The sequence below is a fragment of the Paracoccus sp. DMF genome (assembly GCF_004407025.1).
Taxonomy (GTDB): Bacteria; Pseudomonadota; Alphaproteobacteria; order Rhodobacterales; family Rhodobacteraceae; genus Paracoccus; species Paracoccus aminovorans_B.
This window is the reverse complement of sequence record NZ_SOKV02000007.1, coordinates 145731-164715: the sequence shown is the minus strand read 5'-3', so window position 1 is coordinate 164715 and position 18985 is coordinate 145731. Positions and strand designations below refer to the sequence as shown.

Annotated in this window: 16 protein-coding genes and 1 tRNA gene; 8 read left to right on the top strand and 9 right to left on the bottom strand. The window is 68.6% G+C overall.

Annotated elements, in window-relative coordinates:
* Window positions 1-134 precede the first annotated feature (134 nt).
* Window positions 135-2480 carry a class I poly(R)-hydroxyalkanoic acid synthase gene (gene phaC / locus E3D03_RS06440; RefSeq protein ID WP_263566272.1) on the bottom strand — a complete coding sequence of 782 codons (2346 nt, stop codon included), beginning with the start codon at window positions 2478-2480 and terminating at the stop codon, window positions 135-137.
* A gap of 115 nt (window positions 2481-2595) precedes the next feature.
* Here phaC and phaZ point away from each other — a divergent pair, with 115 nt between their 5' ends.
* Window positions 2596-3939 carry a polyhydroxyalkanoate depolymerase gene (gene phaZ, locus E3D03_RS06435; protein WP_263566271.1) on the top strand — a complete coding sequence of 448 codons (1344 nt, stop codon included), beginning with the start codon at window positions 2596-2598 and terminating at the stop codon, window positions 3937-3939.
* Window positions 3940-3984: 45 nt separating this feature from the next.
* Here the strand turns inward: phaZ and E3D03_RS06430 are convergent, their stop codons facing one another.
* Window positions 3985-4725: an alpha/beta fold hydrolase gene (locus tag E3D03_RS06430; RefSeq protein WP_263566270.1), complete on the bottom strand. Its 741-nt coding sequence runs from the start codon at window positions 4723-4725 to the stop codon at window positions 3985-3987.
* Window positions 4726-4890: 165 nt separating this feature from the next.
* On the opposite strand from E3D03_RS06430, the gene thrS reads away from it, so the two are divergent.
* From thrS to E3D03_RS06405, 5 genes are all read left to right on the top strand, one after another.
* Window positions 4891-6837 carry a threonine--tRNA ligase gene (thrS, locus tag E3D03_RS06425; RefSeq protein WP_263566269.1) on the top strand — a complete coding sequence of 649 codons (1947 nt, stop codon included), beginning with the start codon at window positions 4891-4893 and terminating at the stop codon, window positions 6835-6837.
* Between the two features lie 234 nt (window positions 6838-7071).
* The gene (locus E3D03_RS06420; protein WP_017998352.1) at window positions 7072-7278 is read left to right on the top strand and encodes a cold-shock protein; all 207 of its coding nucleotides are present in this window, start codon (window positions 7072-7074) and stop codon (window positions 7276-7278) included.
* Between the two features lie 208 nt (window positions 7279-7486).
* Entirely contained in the window at window positions 7487-8947 is a 1461-nt protein-coding gene (locus E3D03_RS06415) for a class I adenylate-forming enzyme family protein (protein WP_263566268.1), read from the top strand.
* A complete protein-coding gene (locus E3D03_RS06410) occupies window positions 8944-9597 on the top strand; it encodes a DsbA family oxidoreductase (RefSeq protein WP_263566267.1) in 654 nt (217 codons plus the stop codon). The genes E3D03_RS06415 and E3D03_RS06410 overlap by 4 nt, the downstream gene beginning before the upstream one ends.
* 223 nt (window positions 9598-9820) lie before the next feature.
* Window positions 9821-12130 (top strand): adenosylcobalamin-dependent ribonucleoside-diphosphate reductase, encoded by a 2310-nt coding sequence (locus tag E3D03_RS06405; protein ID WP_263566266.1) that lies wholly within the window; start codon window positions 9821-9823, stop codon window positions 12128-12130.
* A gap of 370 nt (window positions 12131-12500) precedes the next feature.
* On the opposite strand, the gene E3D03_RS06400 is transcribed toward E3D03_RS06405, so the two are convergent.
* From E3D03_RS06400 to E3D03_RS06380, 5 genes are all read right to left on the bottom strand, one after another.
* Window positions 12501-12577: transfer RNA gene (locus E3D03_RS06400), tRNA-Met, on the bottom strand.
* A 233-nt stretch (window positions 12578-12810) separates the two neighbouring features.
* The gene (locus E3D03_RS06395; RefSeq protein WP_263566265.1) at window positions 12811-13653 is read right to left on the bottom strand and encodes an ATP-binding protein; all 843 of its coding nucleotides are present in this window, start codon (window positions 13651-13653) and stop codon (window positions 12811-12813) included.
* A complete protein-coding gene (gene tatC, locus E3D03_RS06390) occupies window positions 13646-14512 on the bottom strand; it encodes a twin-arginine translocase subunit TatC (protein WP_263566264.1) in 867 nt (288 codons plus the stop codon). Before tatC ends, E3D03_RS06395 begins: the two co-directional genes overlap by 8 nt.
* Before the next feature lie 18 nt (window positions 14513-14530).
* Window positions 14531-15001 carry a Sec-independent protein translocase protein TatB gene (gene tatB / locus E3D03_RS06385; protein ID WP_263566263.1) on the bottom strand — a complete coding sequence of 157 codons (471 nt, stop codon included), beginning with the start codon at window positions 14999-15001 and terminating at the stop codon, window positions 14531-14533.
* A 13-nt stretch (window positions 15002-15014) separates the two neighbouring features.
* Window positions 15015-15338, bottom strand: a complete 324-nt coding sequence (locus E3D03_RS06380; protein ID WP_263566262.1) for a twin-arginine translocase TatA/TatE family subunit — start codon at window positions 15336-15338, stop codon at window positions 15015-15017.
* A 161-nt stretch (window positions 15339-15499) separates the two neighbouring features.
* On the opposite strand from E3D03_RS06380, the gene E3D03_RS06375 reads away from it, so the two are divergent.
* Window positions 15500-16111, top strand: a complete 612-nt coding sequence (locus E3D03_RS06375) for a MarC family protein (RefSeq protein ID WP_263566261.1) — start codon at window positions 15500-15502, stop codon at window positions 16109-16111.
* Window positions 16111-16686, top strand: a complete 576-nt coding sequence (locus E3D03_RS06370; protein ID WP_263566260.1) for a TIGR02281 family clan AA aspartic protease — start codon at window positions 16111-16113, stop codon at window positions 16684-16686. Before E3D03_RS06375 ends, E3D03_RS06370 begins: the two co-directional genes overlap by 1 nt.
* A 149-nt stretch (window positions 16687-16835) precedes the next feature.
* On the opposite strand, the gene E3D03_RS06365 is transcribed toward E3D03_RS06370, so the two are convergent.
* On the bottom strand, window positions 16836-17285 hold the full coding sequence (locus E3D03_RS06365; protein ID WP_263566259.1) for a DNA polymerase III subunit chi: 450 nt from the start codon (window positions 17283-17285) through the stop codon (window positions 16836-16838).
* Entirely contained in the window at window positions 17285-18898 is a 1614-nt protein-coding gene (locus E3D03_RS06360; protein WP_263566258.1) for a leucyl aminopeptidase, read from the bottom strand. Before E3D03_RS06360 ends, E3D03_RS06365 begins: the two co-directional genes overlap by 1 nt.
* Between the last annotated feature and the right edge of the window lie 87 nt (window positions 18899-18985).

Below are 18985 nucleotides of genomic sequence, written 5' to 3'. Positions count from 1 at the left end.
TCGTCGACATGATCAAGTGTTAACACGCCCTAGATCGGCGCGAAGCTTGGGCACCGGTTGATTGTTCTGTCCCCTCATATACTTTCTGCACCGCAGCATTGCAAGATTATTTTCGCTGCGGCGCAGAAAATTCCTCAGGCCCGCTCGTGGACATAGATGCCGGGCGCCGGGCCGAAGCCTTCGCCGGGCTCGCGCGCCTCGACCATGCGGCCGGCGTGCTGGGCCAGCCATTCGCCCCAGCGTCCCCACCAGCTGCCCTCGTGATACTGGGCCTTGTCGCGCCAGTCCTGCTCGCCGCCCTCGAAGCCGGCGTCCGAGGTGTAATGGCCGTATTTCTTCTTGCTGGGCGGGTTGATGATGCCGGCGATATGGCCCGATTCCGACAGAATGAAGCGCTTGTCCCTGGACCCCATCTGCGCGATGCCGCGCCAGCTGTCGCGCCAGGGGGCGATATGGTCGGTCTCGCAGGCGATGGCGCAGAGCGGCACCTCGACCTGGCTGATGTGCAGCTTGTGGCCCATCAGCTCGAACCCCTCGCCGACGAAACGGTTCTGCTGGCACAGGCCGCGCAGGTATTCCACCGCCATGCGGCCCGGCAGGTTGGTGCCGTCGCCGTTCCAGAACAGCAGGTCGAAGGCCGGCGGCGTCTCGCCCAGCATGTAGCTGCGGATCGCCGGTCCCCAGACCAGGTCGTTGGCGCGCAGGAAGCTGAAGGTGCGCGTCATCAGCTGCGCGCTGAGCACGCCGGTCCGCCCGGCCTCTTCCTCGATGCCGGTGACGAAATCGTCCTGCAGATAGGCGGTGAATTCGCCCTGTTCGGCGAAATCGGTCAGTGTGGTGAAGAAGGTGGCCGAGTTCACCCGGCTGTCGCCGCGCTGCTTCAGCAGCGACAGCGTTAGCGCCAGGGTGGTGCCAGCGATGCAATAGCCGACCACGTTCAGCTTTTTCTGGTCGGTCAGGTCCAGCACCCGGTCCATGATTTCCAGATAGGACGAGACATAATCGTCCATCCCGGTGTCGCCATAGCTGGGATCGGGGTTCTTCCAGGCCACCACGAACAGCGTATAGCCCTGATCGACAATCCATTTGATCAGGCTGTTCTGCGGCTTCAGGTCCATGATGTAGAACTTGTTGATCCAGGGCGGAAAAATCACCAGCGGGATCTCGTGCACGCTTTCGGTGGTCGGCTTGTACTGGATCAGTTCATAGAGCTTGGTGCGCGCGACCACGGTGCCGGCAGAGGTGCCGATGTTCTCGCCCACCCGGAAGGCGTCGCGGTCGGCCAGTGAGACGATCAGCTCGCCGCTGTGGTTCTCGACGTCGCGCACCAGGTTCTCGAGCCCGCGCACCAGGCTTTCGCCCTCGGTCGCCACGGCCTTTTCCAGTGCGTCGGGGTTGGTCGCCAGGAAATTCGTCGGCGCCATCATGTCGATCATCTGGCGGGTGAACCATTCGACCCGGCGGCGGTCGGTCATCTGTGGCAGGTCGAGCGCGCTTGCCGCCTCGGTCAGGGCCTGGGCATTGATCTGGTACTGGCGCTTGATGAAGTTGAAAAAGGGATGCGCCTCCCACAGCGGATTGGCAAAGCGGCGGTCGCGCGGCCCTTCGTCGGTCGGCGGCACCAGCGTGCCGCGGGCCAGCGCGGCCTGGGCCTCGGCGAAATGGCGCAGAGTCTCGCCCCAATAGCTGACCTGCTGGCCCATCACCCGCTCGGGCTGTTCGGCCAGCAGCTTCATCCAGGCCGAGGTGGCGGTCGCGAACAGGTCGGGGCCGGGCATCTCGACGCCGGGGCTATGCGCCTTGCGCTGCGACAGGGCGCCGATCAGGCGCTGGGTCAGCGATTCGATACGCTCGATATTGGCGGTCAGTTGCCCCGGCAGCCGGCTGGCGCTGCCGAAGGCGGCCTCGGCAAAGGCCACGGTGGCGGGATTGCCCGGGCGGGCGGCGGCGGAGTCCGAGGCGCCGGCGGCGGGCCGGACAGCGGCCCCGGCGGCCGGCGCCCGGGCGGGGGTCGCCTCGGCGGCCGGGGCCGGGCCGGTCGCGCCGAGCGGCCGCAGCGCCTCGTCGGCGGCGCTCAGTGTCGCGGCATCGGCCTTGGCGACCTTGGCGGTGGGCTTGCGGCGGGTTCCGGTGCGGGTGTCGCTGCGCACGGCGGCACGGGCACGGGCGGCGGCGTTGCGCGGGGTGGACTTCGCGGCCGCAGCCTTGGCCGCGGCCGGTTTCACGGTCGGCTTGCCGGCGGGCGCGGCGGCGGCTTCGGTCTTGGCGGCTTCGGTTTTCGCGGGTGTCTTGGCCGCCCCGCTGCGCGCCGGCTTCGGCTTGGCGGGGGCCGAATCGCCCGGGACCGGGGCGGCTTCCGTGGCCGGGCTTACCGTCTTGGTCGGTGCGCGGGTCTTCGCGGCGCCGGAACGGGGTTTTCCCTCGGCCCCGGCAGCCTTGGCATCCGTGCCCGCGTCCGGTTTTTCGTCCTTGCCCGCCATAATTGACAATCCTCCCCTAAACGTAAAAGCATTATGCCTAGCACATACCGCAGGTAAAGCCGTGACCTTTCCCGGCCAGGCCGAATCCGGCGCATTCAACGGAGAACTGGTAGCGATGGCGACTTACAAGGGACTGAGGGGCATCATCTCCTATGACGCGATGGAGACGATCCGCAACACCAATGAATGGATGGGGGCCAGCGCGCGGGCGCTGTCGTCCTATCCGGCCTTCGCGATGATCCCGAACCCGATGTTCAAGCTGATGTCCGCCTGGGGCCGGGTCGCGGAGCGCAGCTTCGCCCGCATGGTCATCAAGCCGGACTGGGAAATCCCGCCCATCGTCTCCGAGGACGGCCAGGACCACGTCGTCTATGTCGAGCCGGTGGTCGAGCGGCCTTTCGGCGACCTGGTGCATTTCCGCGTCGCCCGGCGCGAGCCGATGGCCCGCAAGGTCCTGCTGGTCGCTCCAATGTCCGGGCACTACGCCACCCTCCTTCGCACCACCGTCACATCACTGCTTCCGGACTGCGAAGTCTATGTGACGGATTGGCACAATGCCCGTGACATTCCGGTCAGCTGCGGCAAGTTCGACATCGAGGATTACACCCAGTATCTGGTCGACTTCATCCGCCACCTCGGGCCGGACGTGAACGTGATCGCGGTCTGCCAGCCGGCGCCGCTGGCCCTGGCCGCGACCGCGCTGCTGGCGGAGCAGGAGCCCAAGGCCCAGCCGCGCTCGCTGATCCTGATCGGCGGCCCCATCGACCCCGACGCCGCCGCGACCGAGGTCACCGACTTCGGCAACCGCATGACCATGGGCGAGCTCGACTACCTGATGATCCAGCAGGTCGGCTTCAAGTATCGCGGCGCCGGGCGCATGGTCTATCCGGGCCTGGCGCAGCTCAGCTCCTTCATCGCGATGAACGCCGAAACCCATGCCAAGGCCTTCATCGACAAGATCTTCGCCGAGGCGCGCGGCGAGGGCTCCGAGGGTGACAAGCACTACAAGTTCTACGACGAATACCTGGCCGTGATGGACATGACGGCGGAGTTCTACCTCTCGACCGTCGAGCGCATCTTCAAGGGGCTGGAAATCGCGCAGAACCGCTTTACCGTGAACGGCCAGCCGGTCGACCTGTCCCGGATCACCGATGTCGCGGTCATGACCATCGAGGGCGCCAATGACGACATCTCGGCCCCCGGCCAATGCGTCGCGGCGCTGGCGCTGTGCTCGGGCGTGCCGGACGCGAAGAAGCAGCAGCATCTGGAACCCGGCGCCGGCCATTACGGCATCTTCGCCGGCAAGAGCTGGCGGCTGAACATCCGCCCGCTGGTGCTGGACTTCATCGACGAACAGCTCAGCGCCCCGGCCACCCCGATCCGTCGCCGCCGCAGCACGGCGCCGATCGACTGCGGCCTGACCTCGGGCAACGACCTCGACGGCAAGCTGGCGGTCTGATCCGCCGGCCCCTTGGCGAAAGGCGCGACCCCGGCCGCGCCCTTCTCACGCCCGCTCCAGCACCTCCTGAAGCGCCGCGCCGATCAGCGCCAGGCAGTCCGGCGTCGAAAAGCGGTGATCGGCGGCCTTGACCAGCACCAGCCGCATGTCGGGGCCCTCGGCATGGCCCAGCAGGTCCAGCGCCCAGGACACCGGCACATCCGCATCCGCCGTTCCCTGCAGGAAGCGCACCGGAAACGGCAGTTCCAGCGGCCGGTCTAGCACCAGATGCCGCCGCCCGTCCTCGATCAGCCGGCGGGTGATGACATAGGGCGCGTCGTAATCGCTGGGCCGCAGCACCCGGCCCTCGCGCAGCAGCGCCGCGCGCTGCCCCGGGTCCATGCCCGCCCAGAAACCGCGTTCGGTGAAATCCGGCGCCGCCGCGACGGTGACCAGTCCCGCCAGCCGCTCGGGCATGGCCCGCGCCAGCAGCAGGCTGATCCAGCCGCCCATGCTCGACCCGACCAGCACCAGCGGCCCCTCGACCCGGTCCAGCACCGCCTGCGCATCGGCCAGCCAGTCGCCGATGCAGCCGTCCTCGAAGGCGCCCGAGGATTCGCCATGGCCGGAATAATCCAGCCTCAGGAACGCGTGCCCGCGCGCCCGCGCCCAATCCTCCAGCCAGACCGCCTTGGTGCCCTGCATGTCCGAGCGGAACCCGCCCAGGAACACCACGCAGGGCCCCTGCCCCTCCAGCCGGTTGCAAGCGATCCGCCGCCCCTGCGGCCCGTCCAGAAATTCCGTCATTCTTTCTTGTCCAAATATCCTGCGGGGGAGTCGCGGCACGCGACGGGGGCGCAAAGCCCCCGGCGAACCTAGCCGCATTGACAAGCCGCGACAATCGCGCGACACCCGCGCGACATAACCCGCAATCGGGCGTTCCGTGGGCGCCAAACCGACGAGGAGGACATGATGTCCCAGATCTCCCTCACTTTCCCCGATGGCAATGCGCGCGACTATCCCGCCGGCACGACCGCGGCCGAGGTCGCGGCCTCCATCGCCCCCAGCCTGGCAAAGAACGCCATCTCGGCCAGCCTGGACGGCAGCCATATCGACCTGGCCTGGCCGATCGAGAAATCCGGCAAGATCGCCATCAATACGATGAAGGACAGCGAGCCGGCGCTGGAGCTGATCCGCCACGACCTCGCCCATATCATGGCGCGCGCCGTGCAGGAGCTCTGGCCCGACGTCAAGGTCACCATCGGCCCGGTCCGCGACCAGGGCTGGTTCTACGACTTCGACCGCGCCGAGCCCTTCACGCCCGAGGACCTCGGCGCCATCGAGGCGCGGATGAAGCAGATCATCGCCGCCCGCGACCCGGTCCGCACCGAAGTCTGGGACCGCGCCCGCGCCCGCGCCTATTACGAAGAGCGGGGCGAGCCGTTCAAGGTGGAACTCCTCGACCGCATCCCGGGCGACGAGCCGATCCGGATGTATTGGCACGGCGACTGGCAGGACCTGTGCCGCGGCCCGCACCTGCAATCGACCGGCCAGGTGCCGGCCGATGCCTTCAAGCTGACCCATGTCGCCGGCGCCTATTGGCTGGGCGATGCCTCGCGCCCGATGCTGCAGCGCATCTATGGCGTGGCCTTCAGGAACCGCGACGACCTCAAGGCCCACCTGACGATGCTGGAAGAGGCCGCCAAGCGCGACCACCGCAAGCTCGGCAAGGAAATGGAGCTCTTCCACTTCCAGGAGGAAGCCCCCGGCATGGTGTTCTGGCACCCGAACGGCTGGACGATCTACCGCGAGTTGGAGGCCTATATGCGCCGCCGCCTGATCCGCGCCGGCTACAAGGAAATCAAGACGCCCCAGGTCGTCGACCGCATCCTGTGGGAGAAGTCGGGTCACTGGGAAGCCTATCGCGAGAACATGTTCATCGTCGAGGTGGACGAGGAAGGCGCCAAGGAAAAGCGCATCAACGCGCTGAAGCCGATGAACTGCCCCTGCCACGTCCAGGTCTACAACCAGGGCCTGAAATCCTATCGCGACCTGCCGCTGCGGCTGGCGGAGTTCGGCTCCTGCCACCGCTACGAATCCTCGGGCTCGATGCACGGGCTGATGCGGGTGCGCGGCTTCGTCCAGGACGACGCACATATCTTCTGCACCGAGGACCAGATCGAGGACGAATGCGCCGGCTTCATCGCGCTCCTGTCCTCGGTCTACAAGGACCTCGGCTTCGACGGCTTCGACATCAAGCTCTCGACCCGGCCCGAGGTGCGGATCGGCACCGACGCGCAATGGGACAAGGTCGAGGGTGCGCTGAAAGGCGCCATCGAAAAGCTGGGCCTGCCCTATGAGATCAACCCCGGCGACGGCGCCTTCTACGGGCCCAAGCTGGACTTCAAGCTGACCGACGCCATCGGCCGCGAATGGCAATGCGGCACCTTCCAGGTCGATCCCAACCTGCCCGAGCGGCTCAGCGCGGAATATGTCGGCGAGGACGGCGCCAAGCACCGGCCCTATATGCTGCACCGCGCCGTGCTGGGCAGTTTCGAGCGCTTCATCGGCATCCTGATCGAGAACTACTCGGGCAAGCTGCCGCTGTGGCTGGCGCCGCGCCAGGTCGTGGTCGCCTCGATCGTCTCGGGTGCCGACGATTATGTGCATGAAGTCGTGGCCGCGCTGCGCCAGGCCGGCATCCGCGCCGAAGCCGACACCCGCAACGAAAAGATCAATTACAAGGTCCGCGAGCATTCGGTCGGCAAGGTCCCGGTCATCATGGCCATCGGCATGAAGGAGGTCGAGGACCGCAGCGTCTCGATCCGCCGTCTTGACAAGCAGGGCAGCGAGGTGCTGGATCTTGACCAGGCGGTCAAAACGCTTCGCGACGAAGCGGCCCCGCCCGACCTGCGCTGAATGATTCGACCGAAAGACCAGCGACAATTCGCCCAGAACGCCGCACGAACCCCAGCGATCCCGGGGGGTGCGGCGCTTTCCTGCTTGCGTTTTTTAAGGAATCGTTCATCCTCGCGTCCGCGTGAGCACGACTTTCTACCGCCTCCCTTCACGGGGCAGCCGGACTTGACGGGAAAGGGCTGCACGGCCCGGGCGCAATCTCGCCCCGGGAGGACTTGAAGGAGAGACGGTATAATGGCTACCGGCACCGTGAAATGGTTCAACGCCACCAAAGGCTATGGCTTCATCGCGCCCGATGACGGCGGCAAGGACGTGTTCGTCCACATTTCCGCCGTTGAGCGTGCTGGCCTGACCGGCCTGAACGACAACCAGAAGATCGCCTACGAACTGCAAGCCGGCCGCGACGGCCGCAGCTCGGCCAGCGACCTCAAGCTGCTCTGATCCGCCAGAGCCCGGAATTCCCGAAACGGCCCGCCCCGTCGCGGGCCGTTTTCCTTTGCGCCGGCCGGCTTCTTTCTTGGCGAAATATCCCGGGGGAACGCGGGAGCGCCCCCATCGAGGGAGCACGCCCGCGTGGGGGCAGAGCCCCCTTTCCCGCCGCGCGCCAAGCGCCTATCTGGACGGGCGGAAACAAGCGAGAGACTGCGGGATGAACCTGGCCGAACATGTGCTGCGCGCGGGACTTGCCCATCCGGACCGGCTGGCCATGTCGGTCCTGGGCCTCGGCCGCGCCGACCGCTGGTCGCATGCCCGGCTGCGCCGGGCGGTGCTGGGCACGGCGACCGGCCTGTTGCAGCAGGGCCTTGCCCCGGGCGACCGGCTGCTGATGCGGCTGGGCAATACGCCGGCCTTCCCGATCACCTATCTTGGCGCCATCGCGGCAGGCATCGTGCCGGTCCCGACCTCGGCCATGCTGACGGCGCCCGAGATCACCCGCCTCGCCGTCGCCCTGCAGCCGAAGGCGATCGTCGCGGATGCGGGCATCGCCCTGCCCGACCACCCGGCCCCGATGCTGCCCGCCGCCCGGCTGGCCGAATTCGAATCGCTGCCCGCTGCGGGTTTCGCCATGGGCGAGCCGGACCGGCTGGCCTATATCGTCTTCACCTCGGGCAGTTCGGGCCAGCCGCGCGCGGTCTGCCATGCGCATCGGGCGATCCTTGCCCGGCAGATGATGTTCGACGGCTGGTATGGGCTCACGCCGCAGGACCGGCTGCTGCATGCCGGCGCCTTCAACTGGACCTTCACGCTGGGCACCGGGCTGATGGACCCATGGACCCTGGGCGCGACGGCGCTGATCCCGGCCGAGGGCATCACCCCCGAACAGATCCCGCTGTTGGCCAGCCGCCACGGCGCCACGCTGGTCGCCGCCGCGCCGGGCGTGTTCCGGCGCATGCTGCGCGCCGACTGGCAGCCCTGGCCGGGGCTGCGCCACGGGCTGACGGCGGGCGAGCGGCTGGACCCCGGCCTGCGCCGCGCCTGGCAGGCCCGCACCGGCACCGACCTGCATGAGGCCATGGGCATGTCGGAATGCTCGACCTTCCTGTCCGGCAGCCCGGCGCGGCCGGCGCCCGAGGGCACGGCGGGCTTTGCGCAGCCCGGCCGCCGCCTTGCCATCCTCGACGAAGCGGGGGCTGAAACCGCCGGCGCCGGCACCCTGGCCGTGCATCGCAGCGACCCCGGCCTGTTCCTGGGCTATCTCGACCAACCCGAGGAAACGGGGGGGAAATTCCTCGGCGACTGGTTCCTGACCGGCGACCTGGCCGAGACCACGCCCGAGGGCGCGATCCGCACCCTGGGCCGCGCCGACGACATGATGAACGCCGGCGGCTTCCGCGTCGCGCCGGGCGAGGTCGAGGATGCGCTGGCCGCCCATCCCGAGGCCGGCGAGGTGGCGGCAACCGACCTGCCGGTCGGCCCTGGCAGCAGCGTCATCGCCGCCTTCTGGACCGGCCCGGCCCCGGCCGACACCCTGCGCGAGCATGCCGAGGCCCGGCTGGCGCGCTACAAGCAACCCCGCGAATATATTCATCTTTCCGCCCTGCCCCGCACGCCGACCGGCAAGGTCAACCGCCGCGCCCTGCGCGAGCACTACCGCAAGGACCAGCCATGACCGAGCCCCTCCCCGGCCAGATCCGCCTCGACATCTTTGCCGACCCGGTCTGCCCCTGGTGCCTGATCGGCAAGGCCGAGCTGGACCGGGCGCTGGAAAGCCGGCCCGACCATCCCTTCGCCATCACCTGGCAGCCGTTCCAGCTGGACCCGCAGATGCCGCAGGCCGGCATGGATTACGTCGCCTATATGAAGATGAAATTCGGCGACGAAAAGGGCATCCTGGCCGCGATGAAGCCGGTGATGGAGGCCAGCGAGCGCCTGGGCCTGTGGATCAACCCCAGCCTGATCGAGCGGGTGCCGAACACGCTGAATGCCCATCGTTTGCTGCATTGGGCGGGGCTGGAAGGGGTGCAGACCCCGGTCATGTCCGGGCTGATGCGGGCGCATTGGCGCGAGGGCCAGAACATCGGCAACCCCGACGTGCTGGCCCGGATCGGCGAACAGGCCGGCATGAGCGGCACGGTGATCCGCCGGCTGCTCGCCACCGCCGAGGACCGCGACGAGATCGCCGCGCGCGAGATCCACGCCCGCCAGCGCGGCATCGGCTCGGTCCCGACCTTCATCGTTGCCGAAAGCCATGTCGTCACCGGCGCCCAGCCGGCGAGCCTGTGGCAGGACGTCATCGACGAGCTGACCGGGCGCGCCTGACGCCCTGACGCAACGGCAGCGCGCGTTGCATCGGCATCACCGCGCGTCCGAATTCGCGAAACCCCAGCAAGCGCTAGGCCGGGGCCTGCGCAGCCCGTGCAGCGGGCGTACACCGCGCGTACACAGCCCGTGCACCGCCCCGGGGACTTTCACGCCCCGGATCCGTGCTTATCTGTTATCCTGAAGCCTCGGCCCGCGTCTTGGGCCGCGCGAGAGGATGCCGATGACCCGCTTTGCCGCCCCCATCGCCGAACAGATCTGGGACATGAAATACCGCCTGAAACAGGCCGACGGCACGCCGATCGACCTGTCGGTCGAGGACAGCTGGCGCCGCGTCGCCCGCGACCTCGCAAGCGTCGAGGCCGATCCCGCGCTGTGGGAGGACCGCTTCTTTGCCGCGCTTCAGGATTTCCGCTTCCTGCCCGCCGGCCGCATCCTGGCCGGCGCCGGCACCGGGCGCGAGGTGACGCTGTTCAACTGCTTCGTCATGGGCACCATCCCCGACAGCATGGAGGGCATCTTCCAAGCCCTGAAGGAGGCCGCGCTGACCATGCAGCAGGGCGGCGGCATCGGCTATGACTTCAGCACCATCCGGCCCAGGGGCGCGGCGGTGCATGGCGTCGCCGCCGACGCCTCGGGGCCGCTCTCGTTCATGGACGTCTGGGACGCGATGTGCCGCACCATCATGTCGGCGGGCTCGCGCCGCGGCGCGATGATGGCGACCATGCGCTGCGACCATCCCGACATCGAGGGTTTCATCGAGGCCAAGCAGGACAGCGCCCGGCTGCGCATGTTCAACCTGTCGGTGCTGGTGACGGACGCCTTCATGCAGGCGGTCAACGAGGACGCGCCCTGGGACCTGCAATTCGACGGCAAGGTCTATCACACCATCGCGGCCCGCGACCTGTGGAACCGGATCATGCGCGCGACATATGATTATGCCGAGCCGGGGGTGATCTTCATCGACCGCATCAACCAGCTGAACAACCTCGGCTATGCCGAGACCATCGCCGCCACCAACCCCTGCGGCGAACAGCCGCTGCCGCCCTATGGCGCCTGCCTGCTGGGCAGTATCAACCTGGCCCGGCTGGTCGAGGCGCCCTTCACGGATGCGGCGCGGCTGGACATGGCGGCCCTGGACGAGCTGACCCGCGCGGCGGTCAGGATGATGGACAATGTCGTCGACGCGAGCCGCTTTCCCCTGCCGCAGCAGGCGGCCGAGGCGCAGGCCAAGCGCCGCATCGGGTTGGGCGTCACCGGGCTTGCCGATGCGCTGGTCATGCTGGGGCTGCGCTATGGCGCGCCGGGGGCGGTGGCGCAGACCCGGGAATGGATGCATGCCATCGCCCGGGCGGCCTATCTCGCCTCGGCCGATCTCGCGCGCGAAAAGGGGCCGTTCCCGCTGTTCCAGGCCGAGCCCTTCCTGGCCTCGGGCTTCATGGCACAGATGGACGAGGACGTGCGCGACGCCATCGCCGCCCATGGCATCCGCAACGCGCTGCTGACCAGCATCGCGCCGACCGGGACGATCAGCCTTTACGCCGGCAATGTCAGCTCGGGCATCGAGCCGGTCTTTGCCCATGCCTATACCCGCAAGGTGCTGCAAAAGGACGGCTCGCGCACCGAAGAGGAGGTGGTGGACTATGCCGTCGCGCTGTGGCGCGAGGCGCATGGCGACGGCCTGCCCCCGGCTTTCGTCGATGCGCAGGGGCTGGCGCCGATGGACCATGTCGCCATGCAGGCGGCGGCGCAGGAATGGGTGGACAGCTCGATCTCCAAGACCATCAACTGCCCCGCGGACATCGGTTTCGAGGCCTTCAAGGACGTCTATCTGGCCGCCTGGGAGCTGGGCTGCAAGGGCTGCACCACCTATCGCCCGAACGACGTGACCGGCAGCGTGCTGGCGGTCAGCGAGGGCTCCGAGGCCGCGCCGCAGCCCGACCGCGGCGCCGAAGTGGTCTATCTGACCGAGCCGCTGGACCGGCCGGCGGCGCTGGAGGGCGCCACCTACAAGCTGAAGTTCCCCGGCAGCGAGCACGCGATCTACATCACCATCAACGACATCGTGCAGGCCGGCCACCGCCGCCCGTTCGAGGTCTTCATCAACTCGAAGAACATGGAGCATTTCGCCTGGACCGTGGCGCTGACCCGGATGATCTCGGCGGTGTTCCGGCGCGGCGGCGACGTCAGCTTCGTGGTCGAGGAGCTGAAGGCGGTCTTCGACCCGCGCGGCGGCGCCTGGATGGAGGGGCGCTACGTGCCCTCGATCCTGGCCGCGATCGGCGGCGTGATCGAGCGCCACATGATCGCCATCGGCTTCATCGAGGCCGAGGGCAAGGGGCTGAAATCCGACCCGACGGCGCTGGCGCTAGGCGGTGGCCCGCAGGCGCGGGCGGGGGGCGATGGCCCGCAGATGCGGGCGGGGGGCGACGCGCCGCGCGGCCCGGCCTGTCCCTCCTGCGGGCAATACGGCATGCTGATGATCGAGGGCTGCATGACCTGCCCGCATTGCGGCTATTCGAAATGCGGCTGAGGGGGCGCGTGGTCGCTGTTGTGCGGCCAAGCACAAAATGAGCCTTACCCGGACTGTTTGAGCCTTCTTGCAAGCATAAAGTGAGCCCAGGATTTTTCTTGGCTCACTTTACCTTTATCTATCAATATACTACTGAATTCGTCCCTTCAGGCCCTGCGGTCGCTTCACGCCTGTCCGGCTTGAGCGCGGTCCCATTGACGAGTTTTGGATGGCTGCGCATCGTCCGAAGGCCGCCCCGCCCGGCTGCGCGTCACCGCGCAAAGGCTGCAGGCCCTGCCCCCCGCCGGGACGGGCTGACGGCCACCGAGGCGCCACGGCCAAACAGGCAAGGCCGACCCTTTGCGGTGCTACACGACGAGGGGGGGGAAATTGGTAGCGGAGGAGGGATTTGAACCCCCGACACAAGGATTATGATTCCTCTGCTCTAACCAGCTGAGCTACTCCGCCACGGAGTGCGAGGGATTTACGGCGCGCCGCCGGGGCCGTCAAGGGCCTCTCCCCGCATTTCGGCAAAGTTTTTCGCCCCCGCCCCGCGCCCGTCCTTCACCGTTCCCCAAATGCCCAAGAAACCCGGGCAGGCGATCCGCACCGGGCTTCTTTGCTCTGAAAATACCCAAGGAAGCCGGTCGCGGCCCCGCCACGCCGGCAGCCGGTCCCACCAGGGCCAGGGCGCTGAAAACTCAGACGGAAATGCCCTTGCGCCCGGCCAGGTCGGTGAAGAATTGCCAGGCCACCCGGCCCGAGCGCGAGCCCCGCGTCGCCTGCCATTCGATGGCCTCGGCGCGCAGCTCCTCCTCGCCGATCGACAGGTCATAGGCGTCGCAATAGCCGCGCACCATGGCCAGGTATTCGTCCTGCGAACAGGGGTGGAAGCCCAGCCACAGCCCGAAGCGATCCGACAGCGAGACCTTCTCCTCGACCGCCTCGCCGGGGTGGATCGCGGTCGAGCGTTCGTTGTCGATCATGTCGCGCGGCATCAGGTGGCGCCGGTTCGAGGTGGCGTAAAGGATCACGTTCTCGGGCCGGCCCGAGATGCCGCCGTCCAGCACCGCCTTCAGCGATTTATACTGCGTGTCGTCATGGCTGAACGACAGGTCGTCCGAAAACAGCACGAAGCGCCGGTCGCGCGCCCGGCCCAGGATCGACAGCAGCCGACCGACCGAGCCCAGATCCTCGCGCGCAATCTCGACCAGCACCAGCGGCAGGCCTTGGCGCACCGCCTCGGCATGCACCGCCTTGACCAGCGAGGACTTGCCCATGCCGCGCGAGCCCCAGAGCAGCGCGTTGTTCGCCGCGTGGCCGCGGGCGAATTGCAGCGTATTGGCCAGGAGCGTGTCGCGGGCGCGGTCGATGCCGATCAGCTGCACCAGCTCGACGCGGCTGACCTCGGGCACCGGCTCCAGCCGGTCGGGGTCGGGCTGCCAGACATAGGCCGTGGCCTCGGTGAAGCTCGGCGCCGGGGCGGGCGGCGGCGCCATGCGCTCCAGCGCCTCGGCGATGCGGGTCATCAAGGTCTCAGACATCGGCCTGCTCTTCCAGTTCGCGTTTGCGTTCGATGCGGCGCACGAGGAAGATCGACACCTCGTAAAGCCCGTAGATCACCGTGAACAGCACGATCTGGCTGATGACGTCGGGCGGCGTCACCATGGCGGCCAGCACCAGGATGACGATGATCGCATAGCGCCGCATGCTGGCCAGCCCCTCGGAACTGACCAGCCCGGCCTTGCCCATCAGCGTCAGCGCCACCGGCAGCTGGAACGACAGGCCAAAGGCCAGGATGAACTTGGTGGTCAGGGTCAGGTATTCCTCGACCGAGCCCTGGAAGACGATGCCGGCCCAGGGCTCCTTGGCGGCCGCGGTCGCACCCGCCGCCGCCGTGGCCGCCGCCGACGCCGGGTCGTCCGGCAGCGCCAGCGGCCCCTGCTGGAAGCCCAGGAAGAAGTCGAAGGCCCAGGGCAGGATGATGTAATAGGCGAAAGCCGCGCCGATCAGGAACATCACCGGCGAGGCGACCAGGAAGGGCAGCAGCGCGTTCTTCTCGCTGCGATAGAGCCCCGGCGCCACGAAGCGCCACAGCTGATAGCCCACGACCGGAAACGCCAGCACGAAGCCGCCGAAGAAGGCGATGCGCATGGCGACGAAGAATCCCTCCTGCATCTTCAGCAGGATCAGCCCGCAGGTCTGGCCGCGCTTTTCCAGCGCCGTGCAGACCGGCTGGGTCAGGAAGTCGAAGATCGGGTTCCAGACGAAATAGCACAGCACCATGGCCAGCACGAAGGCCAGCACCGACCAGATCAGCCGGGTGCGCAATTCCTTGAGATGCTCGATCAGCGGAGCCGAGCTGTCGTCGATATCGTCCGGCTTGGCGGATTTCGTTGCCACGGCGCGGGGCCCTTCCTGTCAGTCTTGCTGGTCGCGGTCCGAGCGCCGCACGGCATGAAGCTGCCGCCGCCCCTCGACCGGCGCCCCGGGCGGCTCGGCCGCCACCAGCGCGTGCGGCGCGGCCTCGACCACGGCCGGCGCGGGGGGAACCGGGGCCGAGGGATCGGGCAGCGGCTTGCCGGGCGCCTCGTCCTTGGGATTCAGCGGATCCCATTTCTCGAACCGCTCGGTGGCGCGCTCCAGCGCGTCCAGCCCCAGCGCCCGTTTCGAACCCAGCGCGTTCACGTCCTTCAGCGTCTTGGCGGCGTCATCCAGGCCCGAGGCCTTGGCGGCGTCCTCCATCGCTGAACTGAATTCGCGCGCCATCGAGCGGGCGCGCGCGGTGATGCGGCCCAGCGTGTGGAACAGCTTGGGCAGGTCTTCGGGGCCGATGACGATCAGCGCGACCACGCCGATCAGCAGCAGCTCGCTCCAGCCGATGTCCAACATGCGCGTGCTGGGATCAGAGCTTGGTCTGATCGGTCGGCGTCACGTCGCGCAGCGTGCTGTCGGCGGCAAGGCGGGCGCGCTCGGCGTCCAGCCGCGCCCGTTCGGCGGCCAGCTCGGCCCGGGCGCGCTCGATGTCCTCGCCGGTCTTCAGCTCGACCTCCTTGACCTCGCCCTTCGCGGCGGCGTCGATCTCGTCGGCGCCGTCCTTGACGCCTTTCTTGAAGGCGGTGATGCCCTTGCCGACCTCGCCCATCAGGGACGAGACCTTGCCGCGCCCGAACAGGACCAGGACGACGATCGCGATCAGGAGCAGCGCCATGGGAGAAGGTGCGTGCATGTCATTAACCTCCGTGGCAGGACCAGGAAGCCCCGCGTGTTCGTACCCACCCGATATAGGGGTGGATCGGCCGCCACGAAACCCCCAATTCCGTGATCCGGGCGCGTCAAGCGCGGCCCGGCTTCCCCCGGCGAGGAAAGCGGGCGATACTGGTCTCCGCCATGGAAACGACCCAGATCATCAGCGCTTTCGTCACCCTGTTCGTGGTCGTGGACCCGGTCGGGCTGGCGCCGCTGTTCATCGCGCTGACCCGCGGCATGTCGCCGCAACACCGCCGCCGCGTCGGCTGGCGGGCCTTGGCCATCGCGGCGGGGCTGCTGACGCTGTTCGGCCTGGCGGGCGAATCGATCCTGCGCGGCATCGGCATCTCGCTGCCCGCCTTCCGCATCTCGGGCGGGATCCTCTTGTTCCTGACCGCGCTCGACATGCTGTTCGAGCGGCGGACCGAGCGGCGCGAGGGCCAGGCCAGGGACGACGACGACGACCCGTCGGTCTTTCCGCTGGCGACGCCGCTGGTCGCGGGTCCGGGGGCGCTCGCCACCATGATCCTGCTGGTCGGGCAGAACGAAAGCCCCGCGCATACGCTGATGATCCACCTGGTCATGCTGGCGGTGCTGGGAATCGCGGCGGGTTTCTTCGCCATGGCCGGGCCGATTGCGCGCCTGTTGGGACGGACCGGGACCATGGTGGTGACGCGGCTTTTCGGCATGCTGCTGGCGGCGCTGTCGATCCAGTTCGTGATCGACGGGCTCAAGGGGACGGGGCTGTTCTGATGGGCGAGGAATTCGGCCGCGCGGCCTATCTGGTGCTCTTGCTGATCGCGGTCGGCGGCTTCCTGCTGGTCGAGCTGCGCGCCCGCCCCGGCAAGACCCTGCGCCAGGCCGCGGCCTGGGGGTTGATCTTCTTGGGCGCCATCGCACTTGCCGGGCTTTGGGGCGACATCCGCCAGGCGGTGGCGCCGCAGGCCCGTATGCTGGAGGGCGGCCGCATCGAGGTGCCGCTGGGCAGTGACGGGCATTTCCACCTGGTGGCGCAGGTGAACGGCACCCCGGTCCGCTTCGTCATCGACACCGGCGCCAGCAGCATCGCGCTTGGTCCGCGCGATGCGGCCCGCGTCGGCATCGACCCCGAGGCGCTGGCCTATGTCGGCCAGGCCCGCACCGCCAACGGCATCATCGAGACCGCCCCCGTCACCCTCGGCAGTCTCACCCTTGGCGAGATCCGCGACAGCCGGGTGCCGGCCATGGTGCTGCGCAGCGACCTCGACCAGTCGCTGATGGGCATGTCCTATCTTGCGCGCTTCGCCCGCGTCAGTATCGAGGGCAACCGCCTGATCCTGGAACGCTGATCCTTATCTCTTTTGTGTAGAAATATCCCGGGGGGAGCGCGGAACGCGCGGGGGGCAGCGCCCCCCTTCGTCAACGCCGTCGCCGGGGTGCTGTCTGCCCCCCGGACCCCCCGAGGATATTTCTACACAAAAGAGAATGAGCCTGTGCGCTATTGCTTGCGTTCCCAGCGCCCGCCGGCCTCGGACCAATATTCCGCCTCGACGCCTGCGGCCTTCAGCTCGCGCCATTGCGCCCGGGCGCGATCGAGCGCCTCGGAGTCGTTGCCGTCGAAGACGATGCAGACCCGTTCGAGCCCGGCGCATTCGTCGCCCGCGACCGCGGCGCCGTCCAGCGCGATCAGGCAGCGCGGCGCATTGCCGGCCGCCTGGCCCTCGATCGTCAGCAGCACCGGCTGGCGCGCGTCATGCGGTCCACCGGCCAGCCCATGCGGCAGAAAGCCCTCGCCCAGCCACAGCTGCTCGTCCAGGCCCGCCTGACGGGCGCGGTCCCTGCCCCGGACCTCGACCCGCCAGCCGGCCTGCAGGCTCTTGCCGATCAGCATCGGCAAGAGCTGCCCCGGCCCCGAGCGGGTCAGGTGATAGAACAGGGCCGCGCCCATCACTTCGTCTCGAAACGGTCGCGCACCAGCCGGTCCAGCGTCATCACGCCCCAGCCGCTGGCCCCCTTCGGCGCCAGGTCGGTGGCCGCGGGCGGCAGCGCCACGCCGGCGATGTCGAGATGCACCCAGGGCACGTCCTTGGCCACGAAGCGATGCAGGAACTGCGCCGCGGTGATCGAGCCCGCCGCCCGGCCGCCGGTGTTCTTGATGTCCGCCAGCCGCGAATCGATCAGCTTGTCATAGGCCGCGCCCAAGGGCAGGCGCCAGGCGCCCTCGCCCTCGGAGCGGGCGGCGGCCAGCACCGCCTCGGCGAAGCTGTCGTCGTTCGAGAAGACGCCGGCGTTCTCATGGCCTAGCGCGATGATGACGGCGCCGGTCAGGGTCGCGAGATCGACGATGGCGGCCGGCTTGAAGCGGTCCTGCGCATACCAGAGCACGTCGGCCAGCACCAACCGCCCCTCGGCGTCGGTGTTGATGACCTCGATCGTGTCGCCCTTCATCGAGGCGACGATGTCGCCGGGACGCTGCGCGCGGCCGTCGGGCATGTTCTCGACCAGGCCGACCAGGCCCACGACATTGGCGCGGGCACGGCGCAGCGCCAGGGCGCGCATGACGCCCGCGACGACGCCGGCGCCGCCCATGTCCATGGTCATCTCCTCCATGCCGGCGGCCGGCTTGATCGAGATGCCGCCGGTGTCGAAGACCACGCCCTTGCCGACCAGCGCCAGCGGCGCGGCATCCTCGGCGCCGCCGTTCCAGCGCATCACCACCACCTTGGACGGGCTTTCCGAGCCCTGCCCCACCGCGAGCAGCGCCCGCATGCCGAGCTTGGCGAGCTCGTCCTCGTCCAGCACCTCGACCTCGAGGCCCAGTTCGCGCATCGCCAGAAGGCGGTCGGCGAAATCGCTGGTGGTCAGGACGTTCGCCGGCTCGTTCACCAGGTCGCGGGTGAAGAACACGCCCTCGGCCAGCGCCGCGCCCTCGGCGGCCGAGCGGGCCAGCGCCTCGGGGTCCTTGTGCATGAAAATGACCTTGCCGCGCGGCCTTTCGCCGGGCGCGGATTCGGCCGCCGGCGCTGTCGCCTCGGCCGCATCCGAAAGCCGCGCGTCGCTGGCAGCGCCGGTGCGGCTGGTCGAGGCGGCGGGCTCGGCCGGCGTCTCGGTCTCGGGCGTCTCGGCGTCGGCGTCGCCGTTCTCGGTCTTCCTGGTCTTGTAGGCCGAGAAGTCATAGGCCCGCAGCGCCAGGCCCAGCGCCACCTCGGCGGCGCGGGCATGGCTGCCGGCCAGCACCAGCGCGTCGGACTTGCCCAAGCCGGCGCCGATAGCCGCCCCGGCCTTGCGCGCGGTCAAGGAGTCCGCGCCCGAGGGCAGCGACACCAGCTGCAGCGCCTCGGCCTGCATGCCGGCGGGAAAGGCCAGCTCCAGCGACTTGCCGGGCTTCACCGCCTTCCAGGCGTCGGACTGGATCGCGCGGGCCGCCGCCTCGCGCGTCGCGCGCGGCAGGCCGCCCGGCAGCCGCCCGGTCTGCGGCACCAGGATGGCGATGCGTCCCGGATGCGCGGCCAGCCCGGCCACCTCCGTCGCCGTGAAGGAAATTTCGACCGGGTGCGTCATGATCCTGCCTTTCGCGTTGATCCGATGGGCGGAAACTAGTCACCCGGCGCGCGCTTGACCAGAGCCGGGGCTTTCCCAAATCCCGCG